Raw genomic sequence first — 19,203 nt, 5'->3', positions numbered from 1 at the left:
AAAAAGTTATGCAGCGATGGTCTCGCTGGCTTGCGGCATGCGGTGTCTGCGACGCCTTATTTCGTACAGTGCCTAAGGGATTCAGCAAATCGCCCGATAACACTTCAAAGGGGTCAACCGACGCGCCATAATTTGTGGCCATATGACATCATTCGCTTTGCCCTGATTTTTGTAGCGCAAAGATGCGCTGCTTGGACAGTGATGCGACAGGAGACGCAGACTGATGGATCGAACACAACACATCACGGCGCTGGAGGCGGAGTACCAACTATTCGCCAGCCAGCGCAGCGACGCCGCCCCAACCAAGCCTCGCATTGCCGCCTGGGGCCTTGTGAAAGCGGGCAAAAGCTCTCTGCTCAACATGCTGAGCGGGCATGCCTGCGATGAGCATTTCCAAACAGGTGACATCCGCACTACCCGGACCAATCAAGCACTGGAGCTCAATAACTATGTGCTTGTCGATACCCCGGGCCTGGGTATCGATGCAGACGATACGCAGCAGGCAAACGAAGGTCTTGATAAAGCTGATGTCGTACTTTTTGTTCACGCCCCGCCAGGCGAGCTGGATGCGGAAGAAGTGGCCCTGCTCGACCAGTTGCGCAATGCATACGGTGAGGATGTCGGAGAGCGCGTAGTGCTGGTAATCAGCCAACTGGACAAGCTTCAGGACGCGGACCTGGCCCAGGTAAAAGAAACGATCGATCGTCAGGCCCTGATCCATCTAGGCACCATGCCCGAATGCTTTGCCATCTCCAGCACTCGCTTCAAAAGTGGTGTCGAGAAGAACAAGGAAGGATTGTGCACCAAAAGCGGAATTCCGCAATTGGAGCAGCACCTGCAGGCACTTTCGAAAAAGCTCGCTCACTCGCTTGAGTTAGCCCGGCAAAAGCGGCTAGCGCGTCGAGCACTCGACCTTTGCGAACGCATCGACCTTGCAATAGCACAGGAAGTGAAGCTGATCGAGCAGATAACTCAGCCCTATGTGGTGAAAGCCAAAACGTTCGTTGAGCTCATCGACGGCGCTCGGCGGACGTTCAAAACCCATACGTCCGACATGCAGAAAGCGCGCAAAAAACTCGACAGCATTTAAGTAAGGAGACTTGCAATGCCTCTACCCTGGTTGATCGGCGTTGCGGCAGTCGCTGCCGTAACCGCCATTGCCAAAGCTGTTTCTGACGACAGCCCTTCCTCTTCGAGCAGCACGACGACCTACGACGACAGCGAGCGGCGCCAACAGGAGCAGGAAGCCAAGCGCCAACGAGAGCGCGAGAACCTGAAGGCTCGAGTGCAGTCGCTTGCGGGAGAGCGGCGTGAACAGCTCAAAGCCGAGCTCAGGGGGGCTGCCTCAGCGCTGACCTCCTCGTCCGACAAACACAACACTGTATCCGAAGGCTTGAGCAAAATGGCCAGATTGACGCTCGAAGGCGTGACGGGGGATCAGCTCGAACAACACATACGCAGTACCGCGTCTTCAACGTCGAACTATGGAAAGACCGTCAAAGCCATTCTTCAGGCGTCCCCAGCGATCGAAGGTGGGCACATTATCCACTTTATGCAAGGCCTGAACCTGCTTGAAACCGTGACTGCACCTGCCGACGCGACTGCCTGCGATCATGCCGCACTCGCCCAGGCGCAAGTCGCGCAGGAACGCATCGAGCGGCTACAGCAACTCAAACGTCAACTTCTTCCCCAGGCGTAGTCTTCCATGAGCACTGTTAATCGCGATGAGTTGATGCAGGTCTTTCAGCAATTGCAGGGGCAATTTTCCAGCAAGAAACAGGACTTTGCGCAGACTCAGCAGCGCTTCGATACACTGCGCACGGGCTTTGTGGAGCAGATGCGTCATAACACAGAACGCATGGCTGCCACAGTCAGCGAGCGAAACCCGCTTGGAAAAGGCGCAGCCCAGCTGGCCCAGCGCTTGACGAATCAATTCACCGTCTGGGAAAAACGCGCACAGGTACGCACGAAGGGCGCTGAGTTTCGCGAAACGTTCAACGACTCGTTGCTGGTGTTCGTCTACGGCAAGGTCAAGTCGGGCAAGAGCTCGCTGGGTAACTATGTGGCCTGGGGGCATAGCGCCCCCTCTGCTGAACTGAAAAATCAGACCGCCCTGAAACCCGTTTACTTCTCCCATGACCGTACCAATGTCGCCAGCGGCGATGAGGAAGGCGAAGCTTGCCGCACGGAGCAGTTCAGAGTCGGCGCCACCGAAGCCACCAGCTCGATCCAGGGCTTCAAGTTGCCGGGATTCACCTGGGTGGATTCCCCCGGGCTGCATTCGACAAATTCCGCGAATGGTGACCTTGCGCGCAAGTATGTCGATCAAGCGGACTTGATCCTCTATACCATGAGTTCGCAGGCCCCGGCCCGAAGCTCCGACATGAGCGAAGTCAGCGCCCTGTTGAGCGGCCAACGCTCGCTGATGGTTCTGCTGACCGGCAGCGATATCACCGAAGAAGATGAAGATGACGATGGGCAACTCATCACCGAAGTGCTGATGAAGTCCAAGGAAACTCAGCAGCGCCAGATCAAGGAAGTCTCTGGCAACCTGGCGGCGATGCAGCATGATGCTGTGGAGAAAATCAGCATACTGCCACTCTCTACCCGCTTTGCTGAAAAGCACCCTTCGCACTTGCAGGAAAGTGGCATGGGAACGCTGTTCCAGACACTCAAGACCCTGTCTCAAGGCCAGGGCCTGCAGCTGAAACTGAACACGCCGCTTAACAATCTGCGCAAGGCCGTGGGGGAAACCAACGAAGACCTGGGTCTTATCAAAGAGCTGACCGAGTCTTTTGAGCAACAAATTCAAGTTCAGGACCAGGCGGTTGACCGAGTACTGCGTACGCTGGGCCAGAAAGGCACCACTGAGATGCGCAGCTTCGTCAATCAACTGTTCAACGGCCCTCGTCCGGCCAACGTCCAGGCCCTGCTTCAAGAACAGCTGGGCAAGGTTGTCGGCCAGCTGACCAGCGAGGCCATACAAACCATTGGGGAAACTCAGCAGAATGCTCTGAAGCGTGCCTTCGACACGAGCCGTCTTGGTGCCATTCCGGATTACCGAGAAGTCACGGTCGAAAAGGAATACATGAGTGGTACACGAAGCAGCACCAAAACGGCCTGGGGTACGGCTGGGGCTGTGGTCGGTGGCATCGCCGGCTTCTTCGTCGGCGGCCCGGCAGGCGCGGCAGCCGGGGCGTCGCTGGGCAGTGCTGCCAGCATGATCGGGCGAAGCGCGGAAGCCATTTTCGCAAAACACAATGTGGTCGTCGGCGACAATCTGGAAGAACAGCGCCAGATCGCTATCGAACAATACGCGAATGCGCTACCCGCCTACCTCAACGAACAGGTGCAGGGCATTTATCAGCCACTGCGAAACTCGATGCTTGAATACTGTCAGGTTTTGACTATCGAAATGCAGCGCCTGCGCCAGGCATTCATTACCCTTGAAACGAGCACTTTGCAATGACAAGACCAGGTCCAATGACGCAGTTGCTGGGTCTCTATGACGAAGTAGATGCCCTGTGTGAAACCTACAACCCGAACGCGATCGCCAGTATTCGTGAGTTGAGCAGGGCAAAAAAAGCCCAGCCCGGCGCAACCATAATGGTTTATGGCGTTTACAACGCGGGTAAAAGCACATTGATCAATGCCCTGCTCGGCCAGGAACTGGCCGCGGTGGCTGATGTACCCGAAACCGCTCGCGTACAAGGCTATCGCTGGGGCGATTTCGAAGTGCTCGATACTCCCGGTATCGACGCTCCACTCGAGCACGAGGAAATCACACGTGAACAGCTGATCCAGTCGGATGTCGTAATTTTCGTGGTCAACCCGCTGGGCGTCGTCGAGGAAGAGAAGACTCTCGATGTGCTGCTGGAGTTGGTGCTCGCAGGGAAGATGATCTTCCTGGTACTCAACTGCAAGAACCGTTTCGACCCGATCGACCTGGAGCGTGTCAAAGATGAACTGCGCCAGCGTATCCAGCTAAAAGCTGGCACTCAGCGAGTGCTGGATCATATTCCGATCGTCGAGGTCAATGCCCGCACTGCGCTCAAGGCAAAACTGGAGAACAAGCAGAACCTGCTGAACAGCTCCGGCTTCCCGAAATTCGAGAGCGCGCTGGCCGAATTCTTCGGATCGGTCGAACAAAAGGCTATCGTTGCACGGGTCGCCACTGAACTGAGCTGTTTCATCCAGGAAACTGTGGACGTATTGGATGAACAGCAGGATCAGGCCTTGATCAAGCGTCTGGACACCTTCTACGCAGAAATCGCTCGTCGCGAAATCGATATCCACCGTGGTTTGAAATCGCTGATAGAAGCCAAGGCCGCTTTTATTAGCAAGAGCACAGTCAATGCACTGCACTTGAACAGCGAGGGTGCTCAAGGCAAGATCGAGCAGCTCATTGGTCAAGCCAATCACGAGGTCTGCACAGAGCTTGAAGCCGAGCTCTCCCGCCTGGGCCTGGACGCATCCGAAATGCTCGACGAAGTCATTCGGGAGGTCCGCGTGCAACCTCAGTCCTACGCTGGCCAAGCGACGCCGAACCTTGAAGCCCAAGCAGCTCATGCAGACCAGCTTCCTGCATCGCTTGGTATCGATATGTCCCTGCTCGAATCGGGTGTACGCCAAGCGGGCAGCATGCTGAAAGCCGAACACGTAATCAGCGTTATGAAAGTTGGCAAAGAATGGTTGCCTACCCTGTTCAAAGGTATTGGCCCTGCCACGATGGGTAAAGTTGCTGAACAGATTGTCGGTAAGGTCATCCCGGTCATCGGCATTGCCTTCCAGGTTGGCAGCACGCTGTATTCGGCTTTTGCGGGCGACCCTGAGCAGCAGCGATTGAATGAGCAAGCCCAGCGAGAAACCCAGGAGCGCGAGCGTCGCGACCAGGCCATTCAGGCTTTTGGCGAAGAGACGGCTTGGGAGTTCTCGCAATCCTTGAACGGCATGGTCGAGACGCACCTGAAAGCCAGCTTCGCAGAGATCAAGGAAAAACTGCAAAGTCTGCGAGGCAGTCTCAACCAGAATCAGCGCCGCCTCAGCGAAGATCGCGAGCGTCTGGTTCAATGCCTCGCTGCCATGGATGAGTATGCCTGACACCCATCAGGCTTTCGCCTGCAGCCGGTGCATGGAATGTTGCCGGCGCGTTCACTTGCTCCCGCAAACCGCCGCGATGGATCGCGGCGATGGGGTATGCCGGCATCTGGATGAATTGAATAAAGGGTGCCGCATCTACGACGAACGTCCGGACATTTGCCGTATAGATCTGCAGTACGCAAACCACTATCAGCAAGCAATGACGTGGGAAGTGTTCGTCAGAATAAATGAGGCAGGATGTAAACAGTTGCAGATGCTCGCTAGCAGCGAAACAACCGGAACATTGCCTGCTGCGTAAGGAAAGCTGCCACCAATCCAGGCCTGCCAATTGGCAAGCCATTAACGCCAGGGTACAAAACCCTGGCCTTTACTCTACTCGATCACACGGGCGATATAGCCCCCCCCAATTAAAATCGCCGCTGCGCCAACAACTTCGCCAACGCCTCCTCGAACCACCCCGCGGCGCGTATCTTCAGCGCTTTACCCCCGCACTTCGGGCACTGATCAATCCACTCCCCCGGCACCAAGGCATCACTACGCGGCGCCACTGTTTTCGTCCAACCACAATCTTCACATTCAAAAGTGAAGGGCCTGGGTTTGATCGGCATTTTAAAGCTCCTAGGTCCCTGCCCAAACTCATTATCAGCAATACGCTCAACTACCGGGATAGGTATATTCAATATGCTGGTCAAACTCCCCACCAACCCCGCAATACTCCCGCGGAACGCGCTCGACATCTTCAGCGACCTGCGCAATCACCTGCCGCAGTTCCAGGCGCTCAAGCCACCGGTCAGAAATAGCGGCAACACCATACTGCGCCCCCAGCAAGTGCCCGACGACCAGTCCTGTACTACTGCTGTCACCACTATGATTAACCGCCGCAATCACGCCATCTTCAAACGAACGCGCAGTCAACGCACACCACAGCCCAATCGCCAGCACCTGTTCAGCACCCCAACCACCGGAAAAATCGTCTATCCGTTGAGGGCTGGGTGTGTATCCCTCGTAAAAGAAGAACATCACGCGCTCGACAAGGCTGCGCGTTTCCTCGATACCAGGTACATGCCCGTACTTGGCTAAACTCTGCGTCACAGCGTGCTCCAGGCTATCTTGTCGATCGACAACACGCTGCAGAATGTCGGCGAACAGCCCAGCCGCCAAGTAACCTGTGGGGTGCCCGTGCGTCAGTCGCCCGGACTGCGATGCATAGTCAAATGCATTGGCGAAGAATGCACAGGGTGCAACGCGTACCAGGGCACCGCAGCCCTTGCTGTTGTTTTCGGCAACCATACCCAATCGTTCGCTGGCCTTGAGCGCACTTACACAGGTTATGTCTGGCGCACGACGCGACCAGAGCTCCATATGCCTGATAAGCCAGCCATCGGTGTCGACCGGTATCAGCGAAGGATAATCCTGGGTCGTCAGCCAACGCAGCAGCGCGTGATGAACAATGCCGGGCACATGACATGCCTGACGCGAGCTGGCTAGCACATAAGCCCTCAGCAAGCCTTCTGCGGTAAATAGCATCATCTGGGTAGCGTCACTGATCGCACAGGCGCGGCCATAAGCCGGGGTAAAATCAATGATGCCCTGTGGCCCGTACCTGGCCTCGATCACTGACCACTCAAGCAACTCCACGAGGGAGCCCAGCGCATCTCCGACGGCTCCCCCCTGCAGGCCGCTGATCCGTTCAATTCTGTTCATATCGTCCCTTAACACCCTTCACCAGAAGCTAGGTCCTGCAAAATCACCAGCTTGCGCTGCAACTGCGCAACATGCTCCCGCTCTGCGCGCAACGCCGACCGCAGCTCGCGGTTTTCCATTTCCCAAATCTGTAGCCAGCGCAGGTCCCTCTGACAGTGCTCGACCTTTTTCCCAAGCTCACCGAGCTTCAAAGCCTGCTGAATCAGCACCAGCAGGATGATCCCCATCGCCACCAAGGCCCCTGTCGCAACCACTTCCGGCATAGTCATGCTCATATCCTTTTCTGCCCCGGATGTATTCCGAAGACAAATCGAAGATATGTAATGCAAAACTACACGTCTAGAATGTAGACTTATACAGGTAAAGTAATCGCGCACAAGGAGAGGGTATGAAACGCAAGCAATCCGTCGAGCAGGTACGCTGGGACCTGGCACTTCGCTATCGTTTGATTGAGACCGTTGCCTGGTGGGAAGGCCGGCTGACCACGGGGCACTTGATGCAGAGCTTTGGAATCAGTCGCCAGCAGGCGTCCAAGGACATCAACACCTACATCACCGAGCATGCGCCTAAAAACTTGACATATGACAAGCAACTCAAAGGGTATGTACCGAGCAAGCAGTTCAAGCCGCTCTTCATCGACGACAGCGCCAGCGCCTATCTTCATCTGCTCTACCAGAACAATGAGCGGGCCCCGCACATCGACGGCCTGGCACTGGCATATGCGCACACCAAGGTGCTGGAGGTGCCGGATCGGCCCATCCGCCCGGAGGTCCTGCGCCCTTTGCTCAAGGCTTGCCGTGAGGGCCTGCGCCTGGAAACCGAGTACGTGTCGTTCAACACCCCCAACGTCGAGGTTCGCCTGATCGCACCTCACACACTGGTCTACACCGGCATGCGCTGGCATGTGCGGGCTTACTGCGAAAAGAATGGCCAATACCGCGACTTCGTGCTGAGCCGCTTGCGCGGGCAGCCGGATTTGCTCGACGCCTCACCGAACACGCGCGAGCTGGATGAAGACTGGAACACCGAGATTCCGGTGATCATCGAGCCCGACGGACGCTTGAACGAGGCGCAGAAGGCAATCATCGAGACGGACTTCGGTATGACCCAGGGGCAGTTGATTGTGCCCAGTCGCAGGGCGCTGGTGAAGTATGTGCTGCAGCGCTATCAGATTGACCGGCGCAGCCTGGCCATGAGCCCCGAGGCCCAGCAGATTGTCGTGAGCAACCTCAAAGAGCTAAAGCCGTGGTTGTTGCATGATTGAAATCGCGAGTCTCTCAGACGAGGGGCTCGATTCCCATGGTCGATGGCCCGCTCACAGAGGTTCAGCTACGGCTGAAACTACTGCGGTCGGCACACATCTGCTGCCAGATATACGCCGCGCCCAGGTAGTTGTCGATTTCCCGGATTAACAGCTGCGCCGCTATGTCGTGATGGCCCGCCAGCTTGGCAACGTCTCGGGCGGTGTGGCCCACGTTGTTCCTCGCGCTCAGGTCCAGGCAGAACGTCCGGTAGTGGTTGGCGAAGTAGTTCGCAGCCTTGCTGTGGCCGTGCACGGCCAGCCAATGGAGTGGAGTATTACCTGCCGCATCACGGTCATTCAGACTGCGGCCCTGCCGGTATCGATTGGCGAGCACCTTGATGATGCCGCGTTTGCTGGGCAAACGAACATGGTTGACAGGGGCCAGAAAGCTGCCGAGGCCTTTCCAGTCCAGAAGCGCCTTGTCTCCCTCGGCCCCGAACGCCTCCAACCTGTCGATCCATATCGAGCGGTTAAGCCGGTAGGCGATGTCCAGTGGCGTGTTTTCGGCGCGGTCGCGCTCGTTCATCGCTGCAGGAGCAAATAGCCGCAAGTGCTCGGTGTCGTCGAAAAGCACGGCGGCATGCCAGACTCCTATTTCTAGCGCCAACAGGTCGTCGATGCCGAAGCGCGTCGTCTTGAGAGTCTTTTCCATCACGGCAAGCAATGCGGGCGGATAAGTCATGACACGTTTTCCCGAATAGATAGAAACACCAAGGCCGCTATTCACACCGGGACGACTGCTTTTCCTCCCGTCCATAGCGGATCGCCATACACAAGCCGTTGACCAGATTCATGTCTTGCGGCGTCTGACAGCGAATGGCCGTCAGGTCCGGGCTGGCAACGATGCAAGCCAGCGTTTTGGCGCGACTGACCGCTACATTCAAACGGTTTTTCGAGTACAGGAAGCCAATGTCCCTTGGCAGGTAGTCTTCATTCGACGTCGCCATAGATACGATGACAATTTCCGCCTCTTGCCCCTGAAACTTATCCACAGTGCCGACGCGCGCGCCCGCCGGGAGCACTTGCTTCAACAGTTGTACCTGCAGATTGTAAGGCGCCACGACCAGGATATTTTCAAGGCACAGCGCATGCTCCACGCCGGATTTATCCACATAGCCCTGGCGTAGGAAATACATGTACAGCGCTTTGACGCAGGCGGCTTCTTCATCGGAGCTCTGGCTGTTGCCTTCATGTTCGACAGGGCAGAACATCAGCCCGCTGGCCGGTACTTCCGGTCGCTCCCCATCGAGCAGCAACAACTGCCGCTCGGTCCCTGGCGCCGATGAAAGCTGACCTTCGTACACCGCCTGGGAGATGAAAGAGCAAACCTGCGGATGCATCCGCCAGGTCTGTGCCAGGAACACCCCTCGGTCAGGTGCGATGGCAGGCGTGCCGGCCAGCAGATAGTCGAGGATGGAGTCACCGGAGCGGCCCGGGTGCACGCCCTGCACAGGTTGCGACAATTGCATCTGGTCACCCATCAAGACGATGTTACGGGCCGCCATGCCCATGGTGACCAGGCTCGCCACACTCACCTGGCCTGCTTCATCGATGAACAGGTAATCCAACTGCTCGGTGAAGCTCGCATCGGCGAACAGCCAGGCAGTACCGGCGGTCAGGTTGATATCCGGCCCCCAGTTGTCGAGAAATTCCGTTTTGTCCTCAATGGAGCGAATGCAACGGCCGATGAATTCCGTGCCCTCGCCTTCCGATGACTTTTTCAGCCCCTTGAATCTAACACCCTCCACTTGTGCACGCGCCTCGACAGCAGCCAAGAGGTTGTTGATGGCGGAGTGCGAATTGGAGGTTACCCCGATGCGCTTGCCGGCTTTGAGCAGGTCAACGATCACATGCGAGCCGGTGTAGGTCTTGCCGGCACCTGGCGGCCCCTGAATGAACAGCACACTGTCCTCGAGGTTGCGTACCACCTGCTTGATGGCATCGGTCGTTGCCAGGTCCGGATTAAGCAGAGGCGCACCCGGCTCGATGCCTTTAACCCGTGGTGCACGTCGATGGAGGAAATCCGCCACCGCCTGGAAGCGTTGCTCACCAGCCAAGACGCTATCGGCATAACGAAACAGTGCCTTGCGCAGCGGCGTGGACGGTATTGGCCTGCCGGGAATCATATCAAAGGCTTCCGGTGGCGCCTTTTTTGCGGTGGCCTTGAATGTCGCCAGGCACGCGTCATGGTCCAGACTGACCAGTTGCACACTGGCCACCGATTCTGGGATGACACCTTTGGATCCGGAACGCATTTTGCTTTCCTGCGGCTCGAAACTGTATTCGAACAGGAACGAATTATTGATCGGTTCCGGCGGCGTTTTTGTACGCTGCAAACCGGCGAGGCTCTCGATATCCTCCAGCAACTCTTCGGTCGTCATGTCCTGGCGGCTGAACAGCTGCCACCACACCGGCTTTTCTGCCCTACGGTAGAAGTCGAGCAGTTGGAAGGTCAGTACCCTGACCTGATCCTCGTCGCTCAGTGCGCATTCCTCGGACGGCAAGCCAGCGAGCAGTCGATCACGATAATTTGCCAGCAGAACCTCGATCTCCTTCTGCTCTGCTACGGCTTTCTCGCCCTCAGCATGCTTTACGACAAGAGCCTCGAGGCCCAACGGACTTATGTTTGCAAGCCAGTTGCGTAACAGATACGTAGAAAGCACATCGTCTTCGTTGTACCGCTCAATCTGCTCAAGCAATGCTGGCTCACCAGTCTCTTTCCAGCGCTCATAGAACACGATGCTCGCACCGGCATTGGTAACATCACCGTCGCGCTTTGCCATGTAGAAGTGTTCGATGTTCTTGATCGAGTAGCTGGGTTCCGACACCCGGATCGCTTCACGCACCACCTTGTAAAGGTCAATCAATTTGCCATTGCGCAGCAGCCAGTCCACTTGCGCCTCTCGCGTACCGTGCTGGCTCATCAGGCGCTTGATGGCCGTTTCTTCATAGCTGGCATAGTGGTAGACATGCGCATTCGGGTAACGCTCAAGGTGCGCGATGACCCAGTCGATGAACTGCTCGAACGCGATCTTTTCTTCGTCCCGGCTGTGCGCCCAAAAAGCTTTGAAGGTTTGTTCACCGCCTTCGTCTATATACAGGCCGAAGAGGTACTCCAGGCCACCCTCCTCCAGAGGATTACCTTCCATATCGAAGAACAGATCACCCTCGACTGCAGAAGGCATACGGCCAAAGCCACGCCGCTGCCCCATGACCGGCAACAGCTCGTACAACGGGGTATCGCTGGAGCGCCCCTGAAACTGCAGGCGCGCCTGATGGCGTAACTTGTTCAGTGACTCCACTTGCAGCTTGGGTATACGCAAGTCATCGCCACTGGCCGCCAACTGTTGCAAGGTGGTCACACCGCCAACCTGTAATTTCTTGATTTGCGAGCGGCTGATACCAGCGACTGCCGACAGATGGTCATCCTGTAGACGTTGTTCAGTGCAACGATCACGCCACCCACAAAAACCACAATGCCCACACGGGTCCGGGTAGGTGACCCGAGGTCCGTCAATGTTCACGAACGCAGTGAAACGCTGCAGCACCTGCTCTAGGTAATCCGCGTAGTCAGCAACCCGGTAGGCCTGTTCGGTACGCGCAACATCACCCAGCACGATGTACATGAACTGTGGCTGTACGCCCTGAATCGCTATCAGCATCCGCGAATAAAGCGCAACCTGCACCAGAAACTTGGCCTTTGTATTCTTGGCCAACTTGGTGTCGATCACTTCATAGCTGTGGCCACCCAACGCCGACGGCCGAGGCACTTTGCGCAGGAAGTCGGCATGCCCGTTAAAGGCGCCTTCCTGAAGCGAGGCCTGAAAGATGATGTCCGCACCAGCCTGCATGGCTTCGATGGTCAGCTCCACCCGCCGAGGGAAGCTCGGATTACCCTCAGCGATGTCGACTACGTGGGCATGGTTGCTTTTGAGCCGTTCAAGAAATGCTGCTTCGTGGGCCAGCCCTTTGTCCTGGATCAAGCGGTTCTGCTCGCTTGCCGGGGCTTTCTCCATCGGCGCGACCAGGTGTTGCAGGTCCAGCGCTGTCAGATGCTGGCATTCCAGGAAGCCGCAGATGTCCGAGGCGGAATACAGCCGAGTCCCATTTCGAGTTTGCATGGTTGTATTGCCTCCGGCGTGGCTCAGGCGTCGAGCGAGCAACCTTGGTAGAACTGCTCGAACAAGGGCGTTGGCAAGTGCTGCACATCGAGCAGGCCGAAGTGCTTGCCTACGCTGCGCCCTACGGCCATGAGTGTTCTCGCGGAGTTCTCGGTACCGGCATAGCCAGCGTTTACGACGTAGTCGACACGTTCCTTGTCGCTCTCTGCGCGGGCATAGGCATTGCCAGTGATAAATACATCAACCAGGCAGACACTGACGCGCTCGTCCCCCACCGTGAACGGCTCGAGCGTTTCACCAGACAAGGCTGCCCGCAGTCCGTCCTCACCACCTTCAACTATGCGTTCAAGGGCAGCAAGCGAGCGGCCGAACAAGTCAAACTCGTCAATGGAAAACGGGAAGCAATAGCCCTGTGCAGTAGCGCGTGAGAGCGTTTTCCCATTGCGCGGCTCAGCCACCAGCCAGTCAACGAACGCGTCTTTATTGTCTGGCGCACCGCTGTGACGGAAGGCCAAGTAGTCACTGAGCACCTGGCCAAAAGGATGACCCGTGGGCACCCAGCCGCTATTGCCAGACTCGCGCAGCGATACTTCGCCCTGCTCGCCAACAGCTTGGGCCTCAGGTACTGGTGTCAGGCCAAAGCAGCGAAGGTCATAGCCGAGCATGAAAAGGCTCGCCTCGAATGCATGGCATCGCGCGGGCATTGCCCCTTGGTCGGCAAACCAGCCTGTGCGCCCGAGCAACGCGCGGACAATCCAGCCCAAGCGGACCTGCCAGCGCGCCCACTCAGCGTATTCTATCGCCGAGAACTGCGGCGCTGCCAAACAATTGGCAAACGCCCCGGGGTTGCGGATTTGATCGCCACGCGCGCCGCCGGACGGAAACCTCAGCAGAGGTTTGCCACGCCCTGCCCACTGCTGGCGGAACAGCGCATACAACATGGCAATCGCGGCGCCCACACGGCTGTCATAGATCGGCGAACCGGACAAGTCGAGCAAGGCGTGAATCTTGGTCAGGCCCGAATCGAAACGCTCGACACTGCTGAGGTCATCCAGGTCATTGTCGGCATCGAGCGCCATGAGCCCAGCCATCTTCTTCAGGTAGCTCGACAACTCGCCGCTGGCCGCCAGCCGATGCAAGAATGGAATGGCGCCCCGCACCCCGCCCCAGCGCAGAATCTGCAAACAGGCCTGAAGCGCTTGTTGCTCATCACCGGCGCGGACACCAGCCGACAGCCACTCACGCAATTGCCTAAGCGAGCCCTGGGTCTGCATCCAGGTTTCAGAGTCGACCGCGCTCTGGTGGCTGTCGCGCCAGCTTGCCTTCCAGCGGTAATGCTCAAGGACCTGCTCTATCCCCTGTACATCGACCGTCAAACCGCCGGGCACAAACTTGCTGGACTTGAATCGCAGCTTGAAGGTGAGTACCGGCAAGTTGGCTGCCAGCCATTCAATGAAAGCCTCAACTTCGGGTTGTGCCAGGAAGTCATCACGGTTCATGCCAGCCGCCTTGCAGGTAGTGTCGAATGGCCATACCCTAAGCAAAATGACAGGCTGCGTCCACGTTGTCTGTTCATACAGGTAAACAATTGGAGTAGGTTCGAGTGCCCTGGCCATATAGTTTCCAGCGGCAGCGGCGAGTCGCTCATTTAACTGTAAAGTTTTCAGACACACATCAGCTCTTTACGGACCGCGCGCCCCCTCAAGGATTATCACCTCATGGACTATCAAGCACTCAAGACCCGACACCGCCAAGAACGTGAGGGCCATCACCCCAACCTCACCTTGCGTGTTCATCGAGCACTGAGCTGGCTGAACCGAGCCGAGCAGACTGATTTTGCCAACGGTCGTAAAACCGCGCAGCAAGCACTGGCCAATCGCAACACCGCGGCCGTGCTAGGGGTGCTGTTCAACCGGATCTACACCCTGCGCAACCAGATCATGCATGGGGGTGCCACTTGGAACAGCAGCGTCAATCGAGATCAACTGCGCGACTGTGCCAACCTGCTCGGCAAGCTGGTTCCGGTCATCATTCTGCTGAAGTTAGATAACCCGGATACATTGTGGGGAGATGCATGTTATCCCGTGGTCGTTTAGCTCAGTGGCCACGCTTGGACCTGGGTCGCCCTACGCTGGGCACCCGAGCCGGTTATCGGCAGGCCAGAAATACTTTTCGCAGTATTCCAATCGGTATTCCAGCCTAAATTACAAACCGAAATTCGCTCTACTAATCAATATGTTACTGACTTAATTCAGATCACCCCGGCACACCGAAATTTCAGATCACTTTTATGCGCATGTTGGTGTCTGGGATCTGGAAACCGCTAGGTCAATATCGCTTGAAACGAGCCCCGATGTCGTGTTCCGTGAAGCACCGCCAACGGCCGAACGTCTCTGAAACCACGTTCACGAGTAGCTCTCCCGACCCAAAATCTCAGAATCCTCCCCTTCCCTGTAGTCCATTTCCCAAAGATACTCCCAACCCACCTTTCCCATTGCGGTCGTTTTTCCGCCCCCTTAGTCTCAGCACGTCGTTGCACATCAACGACTAGCTTTGACAGGCTGATGACGACCAAACACGCGGATTGCCTATGGCGGCTGTGTGTGGGGCACCTCGTGTGCGCCGGTTTGGTCTTCACCGGTCTGTCAACCCATGCACAGCTGCCACCACTTGTTTGACAGCAAGCGTTGGTCGCTCCACTGAGGACCAGAACATGCTGAAGATCGTCCCCGACCCACCACCCACACCCGCCACCCTGGAAGACACCCTAACCCTAGCCGCCGACTACGCCCTCTGCGCCGAAGCCGTGGCCCAACAAGCCCTCCTCATACAGCCCCGCTCCCCGGCAGCCCCACTGATCATGGCCTCCATGCACGAGCTGGAATGCCTGCGCCGCCTGCTGGAATCCGCCCTCCTGCAAATCCATCACCCTCCCTCGCGACACCCCACGCACTAACCCTCAAGCCCCTGGCTCAAGCAAACCGGCAGTCACCAACTTGCCCCGCCAAACAGCCAGCCCAAAAAACTTCAGGGAGCCACATCCATGTCCACCCCAGACACCCCCTGCACCCTCGGACAAACCGTCTTCTACCAAGGCGAAAACTACACCCACGCACTGTTCCGCATCGAGCCCGGCATCCCCTGCCAACACGCACGCGAACAGGCTTCGAAATTGATGGGCTATGCCCGCGACCTCACCCTCGAAGGCTTGATGGAAGACAAACCCAAACTGATCTGGGCCGCCCACTACCTCTGCGCACTCGGCAAAGCGCTGCTGGACGACGCTGAACTGGGCATGATGCGCTAAGCCTATAGATCCCCGGCGGAATGAGGCTGCTCATCGCGCCGGGACCTGGCTCGTGGGTGAAGCTTGCGGGAGCTCATAAAAGAGCCGTGAAATCCAACGACCCAAGCCCAAGCCGTTATCGTTTCTTATCGCCTTCAACTCTGGCGAGGCGACAACTCCAGACAACGCGGGCGCCCTTCTGCCACGTCGCAGATATTGCGATGCATCAACATGCCAGTAGTCTCGGCACTGAAAGTTTAGCGTTCCTACAGCCTCCACTTCAAAAGCAAGCTGCATCTTTCAGATTATTTTCTTTCCTTGTAGTCCGCTTCTCAAAGACACATGAAATCCGCCGTACCTATTGCGGTGCCTTTCTCCCTACCCCTAGTCTCGCGTGTCGTTGCCTATCGCCATGCTTGCTTTGAAACGCTAATGCAACCCAACATGCGGATTATCAAGGGCGGCTAGGTGTAGGGCACCTAGACGTGCCTTTGCATTCCCTAAGCACAAAACTGTACTCAAGGAAGAAACACATACCCATGACAGCCGAATCTACATCTACAACCGTCCAGCAAAACCAATCCTCCAACCCACCGCCCGACACCTTTACCCCCAACTCCACCCGGCAAGCAGTATTCAAACTGCTTGCCGATATCAAATGGTGGCTGCCAGTAGTTTCAACGCTTATCTCAATCCTGCTCCTCACCAAGTACCTTTGGGTAATCCATCACCCGGAGTTGATTTTGAGCTCGTTAGGTAACCCCTCAAACTTGGTTGCCTGGTTATTCTTCAGCCTGCTGGTACTTGCCTCACTGCTGATCGTCGTATCGGTGCCCTCTTGGGTCTTCACGCTGAGCATGTCTGTATGCACCGTTGACAGAGAGCTGGAAAAGAAGCTCGCCTTACGCTTTGGCCTGATCGTAGTCGGGGGCTATTTACTGCTATCACTCAACCTGCTGGGGGCAATCTTTGGTTTTACCATGGCCCCAGCCTACTTCTTTCCTATCGTCGTAGCCGCTGCCATTTGTGCGCTGTTGATTGTGCTGCGTCGCAATCTGCCCCTGCACGAAAAAGTACTGGATCTGCCACCTGGCCCCCGCAAACCTGCTCATCGCAAAATCTATTACACAGCCGTCGTTGGCTGGCTCGGTGTGCTGCTAGCATTCACTTCGGTGAGTGGCGTCATGCCCGCCCAGCTAGCCATCATGACCTGGCGAGGCGGAGAGAGCGATGAGGAAGCCATTGGTGCTATCGCGCTCTGCTTGCTGATCATGACGCTGTACCTAGCGCCAGTCCTCGTCTTTTACCTAACAGAGGGCGATGCGATACGCCGCATCGGTCGAGCCGCATTGACATTACTTGGGTGCGTCTTCGTCAATGCAATGCTGTTGCCGGCCTTCGTGGACTTGTGGGTTTACTCCGCCGCTAATCTGATCAAGATCAGAGACAATACCGAGCTTAGCTATGTGTTGAGCGAAAAGGACTACCCGAAAGAGGTATTCAGTAGCGCCACGTGGCAGCTGGAAAGCTATAAGGGGCCCAATGGTTTGTATAGCGTCAGAGGGTTCCGCCTGTTCCGCTTCGGCGATACGTTATTGATCTGTCCCGCGAGCTACCGAGATGTCGGTTTGAAAAAGATCGATAGCTACGTCCATCGCTGTATTGCGTTGTCCGAGGCCAAGGTGCATGTCGCCGCCCCTGTATCAAGCGACGATGCCGCGACGGAGGCCAAGCCGAAGTGATCCGGCACCCTTCGCTTCATTGTTGGTTGAACACCGGAGCGCCTTAAGGGGGGCTGCCCCCGGCGCACCTACGCGCCGGGGAGGTCAAACCGGGCCCGGCACCTGAGGCAATGCTCGCCCCGAATGAAAACGCGGCAACACCACCATATGCGGCAGTGCAAACGCCGCCAGCACCACGAACAGGGCGCGAATGCCGGTCTGTTCCTGCTGCCAGAACACAGCCCCACCCACCAGGGCAAATACTCCTGCCCCAGCGAGCACTGGCCAGGTGCGATGCAGGTAGTCGCCCATCGACAAGGCACCCACCATTCGCTCGCGCACACGGGTTTGGGGTTCGGCATGCAGCAGGTAGAACCCGAGCGCAAACCCAATCAGCGGCGGTGTGACCACCACCAGCAGCAAGGTCACCGCCAGGCGCAGGTCACGCCGTTGCCAAGCACTCATCAGCAGCACACCGAACGCAATCAGCCCCGCACACGCAAGCGTCACCGCCAGCCATCCGCCCAAGGCAGAAGAGGCACCGGCCGCCATCGCCAGGTTGAGCAACTCGGCTACCGCATCGCGATGCAACACCGCAGGCCCGCCCAGGATGAACAGCCCCAGCGCAATCTGCTCATGCCGCCGCTGAAATACCTCATCCTCATGGGCGAAGTGCCAAACCGACAGCAATAAAAAGGCGGTAAGCGCCAACGCCCCCGCCACTTGCCAGACTAGGGCGCACACCACGGCCACGCCCAGGTAGCTGAGCACAAAGCGCTTACGCTGCCCGTGCTCGACCAGGTACAGGTCGCTGGCCCCATGCAGCAGGCCAAGCCCTAGCCCGACCAGCAGCACGTAGGCCAGCGGTGCCAGCCCGCCTGCAAGGCTGGCCGCAATCGCCAGCCCCACAAGGGCGCGCCAGCTGCGCCCTGTGCAAGTCATGCTCAGTAGCCTCGGCCTACCGGCACGGCGCGCAGGTTACGTTCCGAGGTAAAGGCGTAGACGACCTTGGCCAGCACGTCGAGCACCAGGAATACCCACACGGTGGTGGCATCGCTCACGGCCCAGAAGCCTTCGGGGCCGACGGCGAAGACCACGGGGTAGATCAGCCACAGCACGGTGAGAAAGCCTACGTTGCGGCGGTAGGCGGGGCTGACGCCGGGTTGTTGGCTGGCGATGCTGGCGACGGGTTTCCACAGCAGGTACAGCACGCCAGCAAACGCGGCGCAGGACCAGGCGAAGAACACCCACTTGATCACGCCGTAGGGGGCCAGGGAGGCGATCAGGCCGGTGACGATCATGATGACGTCGAGGGTGACGATGGCGGTGATGTAGCCGCTTTTGCCGTACAGGTCGCGGGTGCCGTAGTAGGCGGAGCTGACGACGCCTGCCAACAGCAGTGGAGTGGTGAAGGCCCAGTCTACGTAGCGGGCCAGGTAGGTGACGCTGCCGTCGACTTTGATCAGGTTACCGACGCCCAGGTACATGCACAGATAGGCGGTGGCGGCGATGAAGGGGACGGCGGCATGGATCAGGGTGTGGCCCAGAAGCGGGCCGTAATGTGCGCCTTTGATGTAGATGGCCAGTGATGCCAGGGCCATGACGATGAAACCGATCAGCAAGGGGGTTTGGATCATTTGAGGCTCCGCTACCAGCAGTAAAAGGCCCGGGGTGCATGCAAGGGGGTGCCGGGGTTCGCCGCGGTTTTTTTTAGCCGCTTCGTTTACGGATGGAGAGCGGGGTGAGATTTTTGGTTCAAAATGTTTCGGTGCCTGGCGCGATCGTCCCAAGGTCACGCGATGCACTGTAGGAGCGGTCTTGTACCGCGATGGGCCGCACAGCGGCCCCAGGATTTCAGCCTGCATCAAGGATCGCCGGGGCCGCTGCGCGGCCCATCGCGGCACAAGGCCGCTTGTATGGTTAAACTTGAAGGGGTGGTGGGACGCTAAAGCCGATTCTGACTGTCAG

The 19,203-nt window shown here is 57.5% G+C and carries 17 protein-coding genes; 10 read left to right on the top strand and 7 right to left on the bottom strand.

All coding sequences use genetic code 11. The features are described from left to right. Nucleotides 1-223: 223 nt before the first annotated feature. Genes FS767_RS21080 through FS767_RS23600 form a run of 5 tightly spaced genes read left to right on the top strand, consistent with a single transcriptional unit; the run spans nt 224 to nt 5,398 of the window. A complete protein-coding gene (locus tag FS767_RS21080) occupies nt 224-1,090 on the top strand; it encodes a GTPase (protein WP_144968049.1) in 867 nt (288 codons plus the stop codon). 15 nt (nt 1,091-1,105) lie between these two features. Then, nucleotides 1,106-1,699, top strand: a complete 594-nt coding sequence (locus FS767_RS21075; RefSeq protein WP_144968047.1) for a hypothetical protein — start codon at nt 1,106-1,108, stop codon at nt 1,697-1,699. A 6-nt stretch (nt 1,700-1,705) separates the two neighbouring features. Next, the gene (locus FS767_RS21070) at nt 1,706-3,469 is read left to right on the top strand and encodes a dynamin family protein (protein ID WP_144968045.1); all 1,764 of its coding nucleotides are present in this window, start codon (nt 1,706-1,708) and stop codon (nt 3,467-3,469) included. Nucleotides 3,470-3,483: 14 nt separating this feature from the next. Then, nucleotides 3,484-5,100, top strand: a complete 1,617-nt coding sequence (locus FS767_RS21065; protein ID WP_256674298.1) for a dynamin family protein — start codon at nt 3,484-3,486, stop codon at nt 5,098-5,100. Beyond that, a complete protein-coding gene (locus FS767_RS23600; protein WP_346775088.1) occupies nt 5,087-5,398 on the top strand; it encodes a YkgJ family cysteine cluster protein in 312 nt (103 codons plus the stop codon). The genes FS767_RS21065 and FS767_RS23600 overlap by 14 nt, the downstream gene beginning before the upstream one ends. Before the next feature lie 356 nt (nt 5,399-5,754). Here the strand turns inward: FS767_RS23600 and FS767_RS21050 are convergent, their stop codons facing one another. Next, the gene (locus FS767_RS21050; RefSeq protein WP_144968037.1) at nt 5,755-6,804 is read right to left on the bottom strand and encodes an ADP-ribosylglycohydrolase family protein; all 1,050 of its coding nucleotides are present in this window, start codon (nt 6,802-6,804) and stop codon (nt 5,755-5,757) included. 8 nt (nt 6,805-6,812) lie between these two features. Then, a complete protein-coding gene (locus FS767_RS21045) occupies nt 6,813-7,073 on the bottom strand; it encodes a hypothetical protein (protein ID WP_144968035.1) in 261 nt (86 codons plus the stop codon). 119 nt (nt 7,074-7,192) lie between these two features. On the opposite strand from FS767_RS21045, the gene FS767_RS21040 reads away from it, so the two are divergent. Beyond that, nucleotides 7,193-8,068, top strand: coding sequence for a WYL domain-containing protein (locus tag FS767_RS21040; protein ID WP_100850779.1), 876 nt, complete (start codon nt 7,193-7,195; stop codon nt 8,066-8,068). Between the two features lie 61 nt (nt 8,069-8,129). Here the strand turns inward: FS767_RS21040 and FS767_RS21035 are convergent, their stop codons facing one another. Genes FS767_RS21035 through FS767_RS21025 form a run of 3 tightly spaced genes read right to left on the bottom strand, consistent with a single transcriptional unit; the run spans nt 8,130 to nt 13,727 of the window. Next, nucleotides 8,130-8,789, bottom strand: coding sequence for an ankyrin repeat domain-containing protein (locus tag FS767_RS21035; RefSeq protein ID WP_144968033.1), 660 nt, complete (start codon nt 8,787-8,789; stop codon nt 8,130-8,132). A gap of 37 nt (nt 8,790-8,826) precedes the next feature. Then, complete coding sequence (locus tag FS767_RS21030; RefSeq protein WP_144968031.1) at nt 8,827-12,228, bottom strand: TM0106 family RecB-like putative nuclease; 3,402 nt, start codon at nt 12,226-12,228, stop codon at nt 8,827-8,829. 23 nt (nt 12,229-12,251) lie between these two features. Beyond that, nucleotides 12,252-13,727 carry a hypothetical protein gene (locus FS767_RS21025; protein WP_144968030.1) on the bottom strand — a complete coding sequence of 492 codons (1,476 nt, stop codon included), beginning with the start codon at nt 13,725-13,727 and terminating at the stop codon, nt 12,252-12,254. A gap of 219 nt (nt 13,728-13,946) precedes the next feature. Between FS767_RS21025 and FS767_RS21020 the strand changes: the two genes are divergently transcribed. The 4 genes from FS767_RS21020 to FS767_RS21005 all read left to right on the top strand — a co-directional run bounded on the left by FS767_RS21020 (nt 13,947) and on the right by FS767_RS21005 (nt 17,256). After that, nucleotides 13,947-14,324, top strand: coding sequence for a hypothetical protein (locus tag FS767_RS21020; protein ID WP_144968028.1), 378 nt, complete (start codon nt 13,947-13,949; stop codon nt 14,322-14,324). A gap of 617 nt (nt 14,325-14,941) precedes the next feature. Further along, a complete protein-coding gene (locus FS767_RS21015) occupies nt 14,942-15,184 on the top strand; it encodes a hypothetical protein (RefSeq protein ID WP_144968026.1) in 243 nt (80 codons plus the stop codon). A gap of 87 nt (nt 15,185-15,271) precedes the next feature. Further along, nucleotides 15,272-15,535 carry a DUF3077 domain-containing protein gene (locus tag FS767_RS21010; RefSeq protein WP_144968024.1) on the top strand — a complete coding sequence of 88 codons (264 nt, stop codon included), beginning with the start codon at nt 15,272-15,274 and terminating at the stop codon, nt 15,533-15,535. Between the two features lie 518 nt (nt 15,536-16,053). Continuing rightward, a complete protein-coding gene (locus FS767_RS21005) occupies nt 16,054-17,256 on the top strand; it encodes a hypothetical protein (RefSeq protein WP_144968022.1) in 1,203 nt (400 codons plus the stop codon). Nucleotides 17,257-17,340: 84 nt separating this feature from the next. On the opposite strand, the gene FS767_RS21000 is transcribed toward FS767_RS21005, so the two are convergent. Both FS767_RS21000 and FS767_RS20995 read right to left on the bottom strand, forming a co-directional pair. Beyond that, nucleotides 17,341-18,177 carry a beta-carotene 15,15'-dioxygenase, Brp/Blh family gene (locus tag FS767_RS21000; protein ID WP_144968020.1) on the bottom strand — a complete coding sequence of 279 codons (837 nt, stop codon included), beginning with the start codon at nt 18,175-18,177 and terminating at the stop codon, nt 17,341-17,343. Between the two features lie 2 nt (nt 18,178-18,179). Continuing rightward, on the bottom strand, nt 18,180-18,872 hold the full coding sequence (locus FS767_RS20995; RefSeq protein WP_023534529.1) for a bacteriorhodopsin: 693 nt from the start codon (nt 18,870-18,872) through the stop codon (nt 18,180-18,182). Nucleotides 18,873-19,203 lie beyond the last annotated feature (331 nt).

The sequence above is a fragment of the Pseudomonas sp. DE0010 genome (genome assembly GCF_007680745.1).
Taxonomy (GTDB): Bacteria; Pseudomonadota; Gammaproteobacteria; order Pseudomonadales; family Pseudomonadaceae; genus Aquipseudomonas; species Aquipseudomonas parafulva_B.
Note: the sequence above shows the minus strand (reverse complement) of the source record. Positions and strands in the feature narration are given on the sequence as shown.